Genomic DNA, 15,165 nt, shown 5'->3' on the forward strand with positions numbered 1-15,165 from the left:
GCGCGCGGGAAGGGATAGTCCCGCCCGGACGAGCGCAGCAGAGTGGGACGGGAATTGGTCTGAACGCGACGACGCCATGACGTGCTCCGCACGAGCCTTCCGGTCGGCGCTTCACGCCACCGGTCGTGCAGTGATAGAACGTTAACCCTAATCGCCGGTTAACCCGAGCTTAGGGCTTCCACGGGTCGATCGGCTGTCCTGCCCCGATGCCCGCGAGTGCTGAACCTGCCCCATCTCCGGTCCGATGATATCATTGCCCTGCCGATCTGCTGCCTGCGGGCCGAGGAATGGGGCGCTTTCGAAGCGGAACTCGCCCCAAGGCATCGGGCCTTCGCCAAAGCGACCGCCTTCCTCCCGAAAGCCGGCAACGTCGCCTTCCTGCCTGCCGAGGACGGCCATATCGATCGGATCCTGTTCGGCCTGGGGGACGGGGCAGACCTGTTCCTCGCCGGGAAGCTGCCATCGCTCCTTCCGCCGGGACGCTACCGGCTCGAACCGAGGCCACTCCTGGACTTGTCGGCAGCGGCGTTGGCGTGGGCGCTCGGACGCTATCGCTTCTCGCGCTACCGCAAAGTTGCTCCGGAGGGACCGATTCTCGTCGGTCCGGACGGTGTCGACAATGCCGAGATCGGGCGAGTCGCCGAGGCAGTCGCTTTCGGGCGCGATCTCGTCAACACCCCATCCAACGATCTGGGACCCGACGAGATCGAAGCCGCCGCCCGCACTCTGGCCCTTCGCTACGATGCTGACGTCTCGGTGACGGAAGGCGATGCGCTCGCCCGCGACTTTCCGCTGGTCCATGCGGTCGGCGCCGCCTCGCCCCGCACACCCCGCCTCATCGATCTCACCTGGGGAGATCTCGATGCTCCGAAGGTGACCCTCGTCGGCAAGGGCGTGGTGTTCGATACCGGCGGCCTCGACATCAAGCCGTCGAGCGGCATGCTTCTCATGAAGAAGGACATGGGCGGCTCGGCCGCCGCGCTCGCCGCCGCCTCCATGGTCATGGGCGCCGGATTGAATTTGCGTCTGCGCCTCATCATTCCAGCCGTCGAGAATGCCATCGCCGGCAACGCGTTCAGGCCCGGCGACGTTTTCAGGAGCCGTGCAGGCCTGACCGTGGAAATCGGCAACACGGATGCCGAAGGACGCCTGATCCTCGCCGATGCCCTCGCTCTCGCCGACGAAGAGAAGCCCGATCTCCTCATCGATTTCGCGACCCTCACCGGCGCGGCGCGCGTGGCCCTCGGACCCGACCTGCCGGCCTTCTTCACCGAGGATGACGAATTGGCACTCGCCGTCTCGGCCGCGGGAAAAGCCGCGTTCGATCCGGTCTGGCGGCTCCCGCTCCACGCACCCTATGCCAGCCTGCTCGATTCGAAGGTCGCCGATCTGAACAACGTTTCCGGCGGCCCCTTCGCGGGAGCGATCACCGCGGCCCTATTCCTGAGGCGGTTCGCGCCCAATACTCGGGCGCATGTCCATTTCGATCTCTACGGCTGGAACCCATCGACAAAGCCCGCACGGCCGGAAGGTGGGGAGGTCCAGACCGCACGCCTGGCCTATTCACTCCTCAAGACCCGCTATCCTGCCCGTTAGCGAAGGATCGATCGTCTCAGGCTGCGAGCATCGCCTTCTCCGCGTCGTAAGCGATGCGTACGACACCTTTTCCATAGGACCGTTCGAGGCGGCGCACGGTGAAGTGCGCGCGTGCCATGGCCTGGAAATGGTTCATGAAGGCGGTGTTCACGGCAGCACCGCCGAAGGCGCCGAGGATCGGCACCGCCTGTGCCGCGACCTTCTGCGACACGACGAGGCCGAAGCGCGCCGCGATCTGCGTCGAGAAACGGATCAGGGCCGGGGCAGCCTCGTCGAGGAGGGCACGGTTGCCGGCATAGCGCGCCGCCTCGGACATGGTCTTGGCAAGCGCCGCCCGAACCGCGAAATAGCCGCTCTCCGTCAGCGCCGTATCCGCGCCGTTTCGTCCGCCGAGCGCGAAGACCTGCACGCAGGCGAGCGCATTCTCGGGATCGGACAAATCCTCTCCCTCCTCCCTGGCGATCTGCGCGATAGAGCGCAGCATCAGCGTGGTCGAGAGCGGGAGCTCCACCGGCAGGGTCGCGATGCCGAAGGCGCCGCCGACGGCGCCCGATAGCGCGGCCATCGCCTTATGCCCGAAATCGCCCGAAGGCAGGAAGCGGGCGAACCGCTCACCGGCCGTGCGCGCCACCGGAACGGTAAGAGCGTCGGAGGACGCCGACGCAGCGTCTCCAGACTCCGATGCCGGAACGATCGTCTTCTCGGCCTCCGGCAGAGTGGCGAGCGCCACGCGCAATGCCGAGCGCATCGCCCCTTCCGTGGCGCGCGACACCGCATCCGTGACGGGAGCCGGGAGGCTGCGGCTGATCATGTCGAGGGGCGCCCCGGCCGCCGCGGAGAGCCGTGCGGTTAGGCCCGGCGTCTCCAGCGTGCGGACGGCGCGGGCGAGGGCCGCGTGGTCGGCATCGCTGAGGGTCGGGCTGGCAGTGGCTCCGCCGGGGGCGGAGCGGGTTTCGTCGACGAGGGAGATGTTGCTCACTTCTGCGGTCTCATCCGTGTTCCGGGCGCCGCGGCGCCGGGCCGATCGCTGGAAGCAAGCGCGAGGCCCACAGGATGGTTCCCGCTCACGGTTTCGGTGTCTCCGCTGGCGGCCGTCTCGGCGGCAGCGCGGGCGGCACTCCGTTCGCCTGCGCGTCCGACGAAGAAGCAGAGGATCACCACCGGGATGCCCACGGCGGCCGTGAAGGCGAAGAAGACCGGATAGCCGTAGCTCGCCGCGATGAAGCCCGACGTACCGGCGACGAGTTTTCCCGGAAGGGCATAGAGCGACGAGAACAAGGCGTATTGCGTGGCGGCGAAGCCCGGTGCCGTGAGGCTCGACATGTAGGCGATCAGCGCCATCCCGGCGAAGGATCCGCAGAAATTATCGATGGAGATCGCAGCGGTCAGGCGCCAGACCTCGGGCCCGCCAAAGGACAGCCACGAGAAAGCGAGATTGGAGGCCGCACCGAGGAAGGCCCCCGTCACCAGGGTCGGGAACAGCCCGAGCCGGGTCATCGCCCAGCCGCCGACGAAGGCACCGGCGATGCCGACCCAGATGCCATAGAGCTTCGAGACGGCACCGATCTCGGTGAGGGTGAAGCCGACCTGCCGGTAGAGCGGGCTCGCCATCACGCCGGATATAAAGTCCGGCATACGGTAGAAGGCGACGAGGACGAGGATCGCCCACAGGCCCGGTCCGAGGCGGGTATGCAATTCGGTCAGCGGTTCGAGCACCGCGCCGCGGAACGTCCAGACCTTCGCGGGCGCGCCGTCCCGCTCCGCAGCCTTGGTTTCCTGCTCTTCCGCCTGCGCCCTGTCGTAGGCAGGCGCCAGGAGAGCGGCGATCATGCCGACGCCCATCAGTGCGGCCATGCTGAAATACGCCACCGACCAGCCGGCTCCGTCGGCGATGAACAGCGCGCCGGCCCCGGCACACATGAGCGCGAGGCGATAGCCGAGGTTCGAGGTCGCCGCCATGACACCCTGGAGATCGGTGCCAGCGGCATCGATGCGCCACCCGTCGATCACGACGTCCTGAGTCGCGGCGCAGATCGCCACCAGGAACGCGCCGAGACCGAGCAGAACGAGGCTGGTCGCCGGATTTGCCGTTGCCATGAGAGAGAGCGCGAGGGCGACGGCGACCTGCGTCGTGATCATCCACGAGCGCCGACGGCCGATCCGGTTGCTGAGGAATGGAACGTCGAACCGATCGATGAGCGGCGCCCACAGAAACTTCAGCGTGTAGGGTAGCGCCAGATAGCTGAACAGGCCGATGGCCTTGATGTCCACGTCCGAGAAGGCGAGCCGCGTCGAGAAGGTGCCGAGTACGAGGAGAAGCGGCAGGCCGGACGAGAAGCCGAGCGCCAGCATCAGGATAATGCGCGGATCTTCGATGACATCCCGCAAGGTGAGTTTTCGGCGCACCTTGTCCGATACCGCTGCGGTTTGACCCATTCGTGGAACTCCTAAAGGCCTACGACCCTTGAAGGTCGATCGCCACGCTCATCCGGAGGCGGTTCGTCCGGAGGTTGCTCCGCGCGCTGCGACACACGCCACAAAGCGTGACAGAGTTGAAGAATGGTCGACGAGAACTTAATGGGCGCCAGCACTTTGCGGGTAGCCAATGGCCCATAATGAGACATATTCCATGCAGATGATTCAAGACGACGAGACAACGCCACCTTGATTTATTGGCTTTGGCGGTCGTCTCACTCTGTACCGCCGATGTATTTTCCTCTTTTACGCGGCGACGGCCTGGGCGTGATGTGGCGATGATGGATAGCGGTGACGATACTGGGTCCGCCTACAACAGTCAGGTGGAGAGTGCCGCCGTCGACGCCAGGACGTTTGCCATGGCTTTCGATGCCAGCCCTACCCCCATGGTGGTGACCGACCCACGGCTTGCCGACAACCCCATCGTATGGGTGAACGACGCCTTTGTGGATCTGACAGGCTACTCCCGATCGGAGTTGGAAGGCCGCAATTGCCGCATGCTCCAGGGGCCGGAAAGCGATCGGCGGGCCATCGAGATCATACGGGACGCGATGAAGCGACAGGCCTCCCTGGAGGTGGAGCTCCGCAACTACCGCAAGGACGGGACCTCTTTCTGGAATGCAATGACGATCACGCCGGTCCGCAACGAGCACGGCGAACTCGTCTATTATTACGCCGCCCAGGCGGACATGACCGAGAAGCACGCGCTCGAACTCGCCATGAAGGGAACGAACGACGAACTCGCTCGCCAGGTCAACGAGCAGACGGCCGATCTTCGGGCAGCTCTCGAACAGAAAACCGCTCTGCTTCACGAAGTGGATCATCGGGTCAAGAACAACCTCCAGGTGATCTCGTCGCTGGTTCTGCTGAAAGCCAGGCGTACCCCCCAGGGCGAGGCGCGCGACGCCCTCCAGGGTATGGCGGAGCGTATCGGCGCCCTCTCCATGGTGCACAGGATGCTCTACTCGGCCGGGGACGTCACCCGCTTCAATCTGGAAGAATTCGCCGACGATTTCATGTCCGACCTCACTGCCGGCATCGATCCTGAACGCACGGCCGTCTCGGCGGAGATCGAACCGATCTCCTTGCCGGCGGCCATCGCGGCGCCCCTGGCCTTGATGCTCCACGAACTCGCCACCAATGCCGTCCGCCATGCCTTCCCCGACGAGCGCGGAGGCCGCATCACGATTTCGGCGCGCCGGTGCGAGACCGGTCTTCGCGTCTTGATCGAGGATGACGGGATAGGGCTCAAGGCTGGGAAACCGAACCCCGCCGGATTCGGATGTTCTCTCGTCGAGATGGTGGTGAAGCAACTGCGAGGCGTCATCACGTGGCACGATCCGGTTCCGGGCACGCGGGTGGAGATCGTCATTCCGCTGCAGCAGGACGCCCCGACCGGTTCGGCTTCAGCCTCGGCAGGGCGGGCATCGTGAGCAGGGACACCAGCCTTCGTATCCTCGTCGTCGAGGACGAGGCGCTCATCGCCCTCGAACTCGAATGCCTGTTGGACGATCTCGGCTACGTCATCGTTGGGGTGGCGGGAAGTTCGGCCGAGGCGATCGAACTGGGGCGGACGACCTTTCCCGATGTCGCATTGGTGGATATCCACCTCGTCGATGGTCCGACGGGGATCGACGTGGCGAGGACGTTGAGCCTCGACCCGCGGACGAGCGTCGTGTTCATGACCGCCAACGACAAGCGCATTCCCGCCGACTTCGCCGGGGCGCTCGGCGTCATCGCCAAACCGTACTCGGAACGCGCCGTTGCCGGTGCGCTTCGTTACGTGGCGGACATCCGCGCTGGCCTTGAGCCCCGACCGGAGGGGCTGGACGGCTTTCGGCTCGCGGTCGACGGCGTGCCGGACGATCCCATCTGGCCGAGCGCGCCATGGTCAGGGCCGAAGCATTGAGTCGGATCGACCGTCAATCCGCCGGTTCGCGCGCTGCTTTCTTCAGTGTGTAGAGAACTTCCAGGGCCTCCCGAGGCGTGAGCGTGTCGGGATCGACTAGATCCAGCGCCTGACGCAGATGGTCCTCGCGCGGAGGAGCCTGGACCTCGGGCAGAGGCGGCGGGGCCAGGCTCGCAAAGAGCGGCAGATCGTCGATCCGCGGCCGGGTCGGGCGGTCGCGCTCCGCCTTTTCCAAGTTCTTCAGGATGGATCCGGCACGGGCGATCACTGCTGCGGGCAATCCTGCGAGGCGTGCGACCTGCAAGCCGTAGGATCTCTCGGCCACGCCCGGCACAACCTCGTGCAGGAACACGACTTCGCCCCTGTGCTCGGCCACTTTGAGCGTGGCATTGTCGAGCCGCGTGAGGCGCTGGCTGAGGGCCGTGAGTTCGTGGAAATGGGTCGCGAACAGGGCGCGACAGCCATTGTGCTCGTGCAGGTGTTCGAGGCAGGCCCAGGCGATCGACAGGCCGTCGAAGGTCGCGGTTCCCCGGCCGATCTCGTCGAGGATGACGAGGGAATGCCGACTTGCCTGATTCAGGATAGCGGCCGTCTCCACCATCTCGACCATGAAGGTCGATTGCCCGCGCGCGAGGTCGTCGGCGGCGCCCACCCGCGAGAACAGACGATCGACCACTCCGAGATGGACGCGGGTCGCAGGCACGAAGGCGCCCATCTGCGCGAGGACGGCGATGAGGGCGTTCTGGCGCAGAAATGTCGACTTGCCGCCCATATTCGGCCCGGTGATGAGCCGGATGCGTCCGCGCCCTTCGCCGGAGAGATCGCAATCGTTGGCGATGAACGGCTCACCGGAGCGACGAAGGGCCGATTCCACCACAGGATGCCGGCCGCCCTCTACGACGAAGCTGAAACTGTCGTCGACGAAGGGCCTGCGCCAGTCTCGCTCCACCGCGAGTTCGGCGTGGGAGGCCGTCACATCGAGGCAGGCCAGGGCGTCGGCGATGGCGGCGATCGTCTCGGCCTGCGCCAGGATTCGCGCCGTCAGGGCATCGAACACTTCGGTTTCCAGGGCGAGCGCCCGGTCGGACGCCCCCGAGATCCGGCTTTCGAGATCATGCAGTTCAACACTCGAGAACCGCATGGCGTCCACCATCGTCTGACGATGGATGAAGGTCTCGCGCATCACCCCCTTGAGGCAGGTCTCGCCGATCGCCTGAGGCACCTCGATGTAGTAGCCGAGCATATTGTTGTGCTTGATCCGCAGGGTGCGGCAGCCGGTCTCTTCGGCATAGCGCGCCTGCAGGCCGGCGATGACCTTGCGGGAATCCTGGCCGAGGAGGCGTGCCTCGTCGATCTCGGAATCGTAGCCCGCCCGCACGAAGCCGCCGTCGCGCAGGTTGAGGGGGAGGTCGTCGGCGAGGGCTGCGCGCAGATGCTCGACCAGGTCGGCATCCACCGTACCGAGGCGCTGAACGATGCCGGCAAGGTCGTCCGGCAGCGCCCTCACCTGTCCACAGCTTTCCGAGATGGTCATTGCCGCGTCGAGGCCGTCGCGCAGGGCGGCGAGGTCGCGCGGTCCGCCGCGTCCGAGGCCGAGCCGCGACAGGCCGCGGGCGATATCGGGAGCCCTCGCCAAGGTATCGCGCAGCGTCCGGCGCAGGCTGCCGTTCTCCACCAGGAAGGACACAGCTTCGTGGCGCCTGGTGATGGCCGGGAGATCTGTCAGCGGGCCGGCGAGGTGTTCTGCGAGCAGGCGTGCCCCGATGGCGGAGACGGTGCGGTCGATGGCGTCGAGCAGGCTACCGGTGCGCTCGCCCGAAAGCGTGCGGGTGAGTTCGAGATTGGCCCGCGTCGCCGCATCGATGGCCAGCGTCGCGCCGCTGGTTTCCCGTGTCGGGGGCGAGAGTGCCGGTCGGGCGCCGATCTGGGTGCGCTCGATATAGAGCAGGGCCGCCCCTGCAGCAGCGAGCTCGGCGCGGCCGAACTGACCGAACCCTTCGAGGGTCGAGACACCGAACTGCTGCTTGATCCGCCGCTCGGCCGAGGCCGGTTCGAGTTCTGCCTGAGCCAGAGGCGTGACCGGCGCCTTCAGATCACGCCAGAGCCCCGCCAGAGCGGGATCGGAATGGATCGCCTCGGACAGGACGATCTCTCGCGGATCGTGCCGAGCGATGGCCGCGCCGAGTTCGCCCTCGGGGACCTCGCTTAGCGAGAAGCGGCCGGTGGAGATATCGACGGCGGCGATCCCGTAGGCGTAGCCGGCTTCCGAGTGCTTGCGGCGGCCCAGTGCGAGGAGGATGCTCGCCCTGGACGGATCGAGCAGGCGATCTTCAGTGATCGTGCCGGGTGTGACCAGACGGACCACCTCTCGCCGCACTACGGATTTCGGACCGCGCTTCTTGGCTTCGGCCGGATCCTCCGTTTGGGCGCAGACGGCGACGCGATGGCCCAGCGCGATGAGCCGGCTGAGGTAATCGTCCGAGCGTTCCACCGGTACGCCGCACATGGGGATATCCGCCCCGCCGTGCTTGCCACGTTTCGTCAGAACGATGCCGAGGGCACGGGATGCGATCTCGGCATCCTCGAAGAACAGCTCGTAGAAATCGCCCATCCGGTAGAACAGGAGACAATCCGTATTCGCCGCCTTGATCTCGATATACTGCGCCATCATCGGCGTGGCGCCGGGAATGTCGAGGATGGACGCGCTCACGGTCTCTTCGGCCGGAACGCTGGTCTTCGGGCTGGAGCGGACGGCACGCTGGGACATGTGACCCTCATAGCAGAGGCCGTCGGACCGGATCAGCGCTCCCTTCGCATCATCTGGGGAGAACCGTCCGCCGACGAAAAAAGGCCGATGCGTTTCCGCACCGGCCCCCAAGCACGACGTGAAGCGTGGTTCAGTAGCGCGGGCCGCCCGACGTGGTGCCCTTGCGCTGCATGTATCCCGGCTGCTGCGGGTTACGCGAGTTCGGATCGCCGTGGCTGTAGGCGGCGGGGGCGCGGTGACGGCGCATGCCATGGCGGTGATGGTGGTGGCGATGACGCATGCCGCGGCTGGCGTAGCCCGGGTGATGGCCGCGGGTAACCACCTCGGTGGTGAGCGCTTCGCCGGCGATGACCGGGGCGGTCGGCATGGCTGGGGCAGCCGAAGCAGCGGTGAGGCCCAGGGCGCTAAGGAAAGTTCCTGCTGCGAGGGCAAAGGCAATTTTGGTCATGTAGTCCATCCGTTCGGATCGCGCCGCGCGCGTCGAGGCAACAAGTCGCTCGTGCGGACTCCGTTCCCATCCTCTCGACAGCAAATTTCGTGAGCGAAAACCTGTCGATATCCTTCGATTCATGGGATGATTTTCGCATCGTATTCGTTGTCCGTCGCGAGCCTGCCGACCGGGGTTGCAGATCGCTGCTATTCGTCCCACCAGCACATCCGTGATGGCGAAAGACGCTTCCTTATCCACTCCGCTGCCGATCGATGCGGCTCTACCGGCTCTCCTCGCCGCCCTCGAAGCCGGTTCGTCGGCGGTGCTCGTGGCACCGCCGGGCGCCGGCAAGACAACACGCGTGCCACTGGCCCTGCTCGATGCTCCGTGGCTCGGACGAACCGGACGGATCATCCTCCTCGAACCGCGCCGCCTCGCAGCGCGCGGGGCCGCCGAGCGTATGGCTGCGACCCTAGGCGAGCGTGTCGGCGACACGATAGGCCTGCGCGTCCGTCTCGGCTCGAAGATATCGCGCACGACGCGCATCGAGGTGGTCACAGAGGGGGTGTTCACCCGCATGATCCTCGACGATCCCGAGCTCGAGGGTATCGGCGCCGTCATCTTCGACGAGTTCCACGAGCGGTCTCTCGATGCGGATCTCGGGCTCGCCCTCGCCCTCGACGCGCAAGGAGCCCTGCGCGACGACCTGCGCGTCCTCGTCATGTCCGCCACGCTCGACGGCGCGCGGGTCTCGCGCCTCATGGGTGATGCACCGATCATTCGATCCGAGGGCCGGGCCTATCCCGTCGAGACACGCCATATCGAGCGCGATCCCAACCGGCGGATCGAAGAGGCAATGACCGATGTCATCGGAAGGGCGCTCCGAGCCGATCCCGGCTCCGTCCTCGCCTTCCTGCCCGGACAGGGGGAGATACGGCGGGTGGCTGATCTCCTCGCCGAACGTGTGGACGAGAACACGCAGATCGCGCCCCTCTACGGCGCCCTCCCCCCGGCGGAGCAGGACCGTGCCGTAGCACCCGCTCCTGCGGGCACGCGCAAGGTGGTGCTCGCCACCAGTATCGCCGAGACCTCGCTGACCATCGAGGGGGTGCGGATCGTGGTGGATTCCGGCTTGTCGCGGGTACCGCTGTATGAGCCGGGCATCGGCCTCACTCGCCTCGTCACCGCCCGTTCCTCCCGCGCCTCGGTGGATCAGCGGCGCGGTCGCGCCGGGCGCACCGAACCGGGCATCTGCTATCGCCTCTGGACAGAGGCTGCGACCAACGCGCTCGAACCGTTCACCCGGCCCGAGATCCTGGCGGCCGACCTCTCCGGCTTGCTCCTCGATTGCGCAGCCTGGGGGGTCCCCGACCCCGCGACCCTGTCGTTCCTCGATTCTCCGCCCGCTCCGGCGCTGGCCGAGGCGCGCCTGATGCTGCGCGACCTGTCCGCGCTCGATACCGACGGACGCCTCACCGAGATGGGGCGGGCGTTGCGTGCCATTCCCCTTCCGCCTCGCCTGGCGCGGATGGTGGTCGCGGCCGCCGGGCTCGGCCGGGCACGTGAGGCGGCCGACCTCGCGGCCGTGCTCGTCGAGCGCGGCCTCGGAGGCGACGATGTCGATCTCGCCGTCCGTGCCGACCGATTCACCCGGGACCGGGGCACCCGCGCCGCCGACATGCGCCGGCTGTCGCGCGGCTGGGCCCAGCAGGCCGAGGGCTTCGCCCCGCGCTTTCCCGCCGCATCGCAGGAGCACGATCTCTCTGGCGCCGGACCTCTCCTGGCGTTGGCCTATCCCGACAGGGTCGCCCGCGCGCGCGGGCGGGACGGCGAATTCGTGATGGCGAACGGTCGCGCCGGACGCCTGGATCCGGCCACGGCGCTTGCCCGCGAACCCTTCGTCGTCGTGGCCGACATCGCCGGCACCGCGGCGTCCGGGCGTATCCTCGCCGCCGCCGCGATCCGCCTGGACGAGATCGAGGCTCTGTTCGCGGATCGGATCACGTCGATCACCCAAGTCGTCTTCGACAAGGCGTCCCGATCGTTGCGGGCTCGCGCGTCCCGCCGCCTCGGCTCGGCGACCCTGGGCGAGCGTATCCTGCCCGTGCCGCCGGATGCGTCTTCCGCCACGATCCTGGCGCGGGGCATTGTAGGCATCGGCCTCGACAGCCTTCCCTGGACACCCGCTCTGGCCCAATGGCGGGCCCGCCTGGGTTTCCTTCGTGCGGCAGAGGGCGAAGCTTGGCCCGACATTTCCGACGCGGCCTTGAGCGCGACGATCGAGGATTGGCTCGCGCCGGAGATCGAAGGACGCACGAGCCTCGATGCCATCACGGCCGATAATCTCGGCCGGGCACTGCACTCGCTCCTGCCCTGGGACCAGCGTCATCGTCTGGATGCCGAGGCGCCGACTCATGTGGAGGTCCCGACGGGATCGCGCATCGCCATCGACTACGATGCCGAGGGTGGACCGGTCCTCGCCGTCCGGGTGCAGGAGCTGTTCGGCCTCGACCGCCACCCCACGATCGCTGGTGGCCGCGTACCGCTGGTGCTCCACCTGCTGTCGCCGGCCTCGCGGCCGATCCAGATCACGAAGGACTTGCCCGGCTTCTGGCGCGGCTCATGGAGCGCCGTTCGCACGGAGATGCGCGGCCGCTACCCACGCCATCCATGGCCGGACGATCCCCTGACGGAGCCGCCCACCCGGCGCGTAAAGCCTAGGGGAACATGATGCAGAGGTTCTTCGAACTCGGAGCGCTGCTCGATCCGAGAGGCAGGTTGTCCCGCGCGGGCTACGGCCGGCGACTTATCCGGATGTTGCTCGCATTCATCGGTCTGGGCAGCCTGTCCATCCTGCTCGCGTCTCTGGAGGCCCGGTTTGCGGCGCTTGCGATCCTCTCCACCGGTATCATGGGAACGGCGGTGCTCGCCTCTGTGGCTACGGTCCAACGCCTGCACGATCGGGACCGAACCGGCTGGTGGCTGCTCCCCAACATTCTGGTCACGCTCGCCGGCTTCGCGCCGATCGAGACGCTTGCCGATGCCTATCCGGTGGCGGTGATAGCCGTGACGCTCGCGCTGGCCGGATTCAGCCTGTGGTTTCTCATCGAGACCCTCGGCCGCCGGGGCACGGCCGGCCGCAACCGCTACGGGCCCGAACCCGGGCGCTGAGACGTCTTCAATGCACTCGCGCGCGATCCACGACGGCGCGGGCCGCCGCGAAGGCCTCGTCCGCATCCAGATCTGTGGTGTCGAGCACCACGGCATCGGCGGCGGCCTTCAGGGGCGCCGTCGAGCGTTGAGCATCACGTGCGTCGCGGGCGACGATGTCGGCGAGGATCGCGCCGAGACTCGCCGGCTCGCCGCGCCGCATGAGTTCGAGGTGACGGCGCCGGGCACGCTCTTCGGCGGCGGCGGTGATGAACAGCTTCACCTGGGCCTGCGGACACACCACCGTACCGATGTCGCGACCGTCGAGGACGGCGCCGCTGGCCCCTCCGGCGAAACGCTGCTGCCAGGCGAGCAGGGCCGCACGTACGGCCGGGATCGACGAGATCCGGGAGGCCGCATCTCCCATCGCGCGCTCCCGCAGGCGCGGATCCGCGAGACGGTCGACGATCAGCGTCGACGCGGCGCGCGCGGCGGCAGCGTGGTCGTCGAGATTGCAGCCGGCATCGATCACGGTGAGCGCCACGGCCCTGTAGAGCAGCCCGGTATCGAGATGCGGCAGCCCGTAATGCGCGGCGAGCCGCTTGGCGAGCGTACCTTTGCCGGAAGCGGCCGGCCCGTCGATCGCGATGACCATCGGCATGGGGGTCACTCCGCGATATGGCCGCCGAGCGCCCGCATCGTCGGCAGGAAGCTCGGGAAGCTGGTGGCGATCATGGCGCCGTCATCGACGGTGACGGGCTCCTTCGTCGCGAGGCCCATGACCAGGAAGGCCATGGCGATGCGGTGATCGAGATGGGTCGCCACCGTGCCGCCGCCGCGCGCCGTCGAGCCGTCACCCTCGACGATCAGGTCGTCTCCCTCGATCCGATAGGAGACACCGTTCTCGCGCAATCCATCCGCCACGGCGGCGAGGCGATCGGATTCCTTCACGGTCAGTTCGTGCAGCCCGTTCATCCGGGTGACGCCATCGGCAAAGGCGGCGGCGACGGCGAGAACGGGATATTCGTCAATCATCGAAGGCGCGCGCTCGGCCGGCACGTCGACGCCCTTCAGGCGGCTTGCGCGGACATGGAGGTCGGCCACCGTCTCGCCACCCTCGTCGCGCTCGTTGCGGCGTTCGATATCCGCGCCCATCTCGATCAGTGTTGTGATGAGGCCGATGCGGAGCGGATTCATCATCACGCCCTGGATCGTCACCTCGGAGCCGGGAACGAGGAGGGCCGCTACCAGCGGGAAGGCCGCCGAGGACGGATCGGCCGGCACGATCACGTCGGTGCCGCGCAGGGTCGGCTGTCCGGTCAGGGCGATGGAGCGGCCATGGCCTCCCGGTCCGTGCGGGGTCACGCTCACTTCGGCGCCGAAGAGGCGCAGCATCCGCTCGCTATGGTCCCGGGTCGCCGCGGCCTCGATCACCGTCGTCGTGCCCGGTGCGTTGAGGCCAGCCAGCAACACCGCGGATTTGATCTGCGCCGAGGCGACGGGCGTCTCGTAGGTGATCGGAATGGCCTCACGCGGCCCGCGCAGGGTGAGCGGCACGCGGCCGCCCTCCTCTTCCCCGAGCACCTCGGTCCCCATGCGGATCAGCGGATCGAGGATGCGGCGCATGGGGCGCTTACGCAGGGAGGCGTCGCCGTCGAAGGTCGCGGTGACATGCTGGCCGCCGACGACGCCCATCATCAAGCGCGAGCCCGTGCCGGCATTACCGAAATCGAGCACGTCCGCGGGGTCGGTCATTCCGCCTATGCCGACGCCGCGCACTACCCAGCGGCCTTCGCCGAGGCGGTCGATCCCGGCGCCGAGAGCCCTCGCGGCGGCGGCCGTGCGCAGGACATCGTCGCCTTCAAGCAGTCCCTCGACGCGGGTCTCGCCGATGCTGAGCAGTCCGAAGATCATCGCCCGGTGGGAGATCGACTTGTCGCCCGGCGGCCGCAGCGTGCCGCGCAAGGACGTGCCGGCAGAAGCGGTCAGGGGCTGCGGTGCGGAATGGTGAGACACGGGAATGGTGACTTTTCGGCTTATGGGCGCGGTAGGGCCGTCAACGGCCGGCCGTTCAGCCGGCTACGACGCCATGGGGCCGGTTACCATGCACTCGGGGCGGCGTCATCCGACCCGACAACGCCTCGATGTGGTTGCGTCTGGATAAGCGCACGGCCGATTGAAGTGTACGATTACAGCGAGAGCATTTGACAGGACGGTTTCACCCGACTAACGGGGCGCCTCTCCCAAAACCCTATCAGAGGTTCGCCCGTGGCCAGACCGGAACTCGGCTTGAAGCGTCAATGCATGAGCTGCGGCGCGAAATTCTACGATCTCGACAAAGATCCGGCGACCTGCCCGAAATGCGGGACGATCTATCAGGCAGCGGCGACCTCCCGTGTCGCGGCTCCTGCGCTGGCCTCCCGCGCCGCGGCCGTCCCGGCCGACGACGATGAGGACACCGACGGCGAAAAGGGCGGTCCCGAGATCGTCTCCCTCGATGAAGTCGAGGCCGCCGAGGACGAAGCAGACACCACGCCCGGCGACGACGATGCCGATTCCACCGACAGCGACGACACCTTCCTGGAAGAGGAAGATGCCGGCGACGACGATGTGGCCGATCTCATCGACGGCGACATCGAGAACGACGAGGAAAGCTGAGTCCTTTCTTCGGGCGGCGTCCTCCCGCCGAAAGCATGTCCCGCAAAAATCTGCGCGGCGAATGCGATTAGGGGCTTGAGTCCAGGCAAGCCGCCGAATATAGAACCGCCTCCGCCGGACGCCGAAAGGCAAGCCGGTCGGCACGGCCACCGCGAGACTTGATTGCGGTGGTTCCAGAAA

12 protein-coding genes are annotated in these 15,165 nt (G+C 67.2%); 6 read left to right on the forward strand and 6 right to left on the reverse strand.

Annotated features, from left to right (window positions below):
- Positions 1 to 216 precede the first annotated feature (216 nt).
- Positions 217 to 1,596 (forward strand): leucyl aminopeptidase family protein, encoded by a 1,380-nt coding sequence (locus tag ACFQ4G_RS03765; protein ID WP_379039719.1) that lies wholly within the window; start codon positions 217 to 219, stop codon positions 1,594 to 1,596.
- A gap of 16 nt (positions 1,597 to 1,612) precedes the next feature.
- On the opposite strand, the gene ACFQ4G_RS03770 is transcribed toward ACFQ4G_RS03765, so the two are convergent.
- Positions 1,613 to 2,575, reverse strand: coding sequence for an EcsC family protein (locus tag ACFQ4G_RS03770; RefSeq protein ID WP_238208742.1), 963 nt, complete (start codon positions 2,573 to 2,575; stop codon positions 1,613 to 1,615).
- Positions 2,572 to 4,032 (reverse strand): AmpG family muropeptide MFS transporter, encoded by a 1,461-nt coding sequence (locus ACFQ4G_RS03775; RefSeq protein WP_238208741.1) that lies wholly within the window; start codon positions 4,030 to 4,032, stop codon positions 2,572 to 2,574. Before ACFQ4G_RS03775 ends, ACFQ4G_RS03770 begins: the two co-directional genes overlap by 4 nt.
- Positions 4,033 to 4,352: 320 nt before the next feature.
- On the opposite strand from ACFQ4G_RS03775, the gene ACFQ4G_RS03780 reads away from it, so the two are divergent.
- Both ACFQ4G_RS03780 and ACFQ4G_RS03785 read left to right on the forward strand, forming a co-directional pair.
- A complete protein-coding gene (locus ACFQ4G_RS03780) occupies positions 4,353 to 5,504 on the forward strand; it encodes a PAS domain-containing protein (RefSeq protein WP_379039740.1) in 1,152 nt (383 codons plus the stop codon).
- A complete protein-coding gene (locus ACFQ4G_RS03785; RefSeq protein WP_238208740.1) occupies positions 5,501 to 5,980 on the forward strand; it encodes a response regulator in 480 nt (159 codons plus the stop codon). Before ACFQ4G_RS03780 ends, ACFQ4G_RS03785 begins: the two co-directional genes overlap by 4 nt.
- Positions 5,981 to 5,993: 13 nt before the next feature.
- On the opposite strand, the gene mutS is transcribed toward ACFQ4G_RS03785, so the two are convergent.
- Positions 5,994 to 8,747, reverse strand: a complete 2,754-nt coding sequence (gene mutS, locus ACFQ4G_RS03790; protein WP_238208739.1) for a DNA mismatch repair protein MutS — start codon at positions 8,745 to 8,747, stop codon at positions 5,994 to 5,996.
- Between the two features lie 130 nt (positions 8,748 to 8,877).
- Positions 8,878 to 9,204 (reverse strand): hypothetical protein, encoded by a 327-nt coding sequence (locus tag ACFQ4G_RS03795; protein WP_238208738.1) that lies wholly within the window; start codon positions 9,202 to 9,204, stop codon positions 8,878 to 8,880.
- Between the two features lie 205 nt (positions 9,205 to 9,409).
- Between ACFQ4G_RS03795 and hrpB the strand changes: the two genes are divergently transcribed.
- Positions 9,410 to 11,908, forward strand: a complete 2,499-nt coding sequence (hrpB, locus tag ACFQ4G_RS03800) for an ATP-dependent helicase HrpB (RefSeq protein ID WP_238208737.1) — start codon at positions 9,410 to 9,412, stop codon at positions 11,906 to 11,908.
- Positions 11,905 to 12,348 (forward strand): DUF805 domain-containing protein, encoded by a 444-nt coding sequence (locus tag ACFQ4G_RS03805; RefSeq protein ID WP_238208736.1) that lies wholly within the window; start codon positions 11,905 to 11,907, stop codon positions 12,346 to 12,348. Before hrpB ends, ACFQ4G_RS03805 begins: the two co-directional genes overlap by 4 nt.
- 7 nt (positions 12,349 to 12,355) lie before the next feature.
- On the opposite strand, the gene cmk is transcribed toward ACFQ4G_RS03805, so the two are convergent.
- Complete coding sequence (cmk, locus tag ACFQ4G_RS03810) at positions 12,356 to 12,988, reverse strand: (d)CMP kinase (RefSeq protein WP_238208735.1); 633 nt, start codon at positions 12,986 to 12,988, stop codon at positions 12,356 to 12,358.
- 5 nt (positions 12,989 to 12,993) lie between these two features.
- Complete coding sequence (gene aroA, locus ACFQ4G_RS03815) at positions 12,994 to 14,343, reverse strand: 3-phosphoshikimate 1-carboxyvinyltransferase (protein WP_238208734.1); 1,350 nt, start codon at positions 14,341 to 14,343, stop codon at positions 12,994 to 12,996.
- 252 nt (positions 14,344 to 14,595) lie between these two features.
- Here aroA and ACFQ4G_RS03820 point away from each other — a divergent pair, with 252 nt between their 5' ends.
- Positions 14,596 to 14,985, forward strand: a complete 390-nt coding sequence (locus tag ACFQ4G_RS03820; RefSeq protein ID WP_238208733.1) for a TIGR02300 family protein — start codon at positions 14,596 to 14,598, stop codon at positions 14,983 to 14,985.
- The last annotated feature ends 180 nt before the right edge of the window (positions 14,986 to 15,165 follow it).

Origin of the sequence: Methylobacterium marchantiae (genome assembly GCF_042679825.1) — a bacterium.
Lineage (GTDB): Bacteria > Pseudomonadota > Alphaproteobacteria > Rhizobiales > Beijerinckiaceae > Methylobacterium > Methylobacterium marchantiae.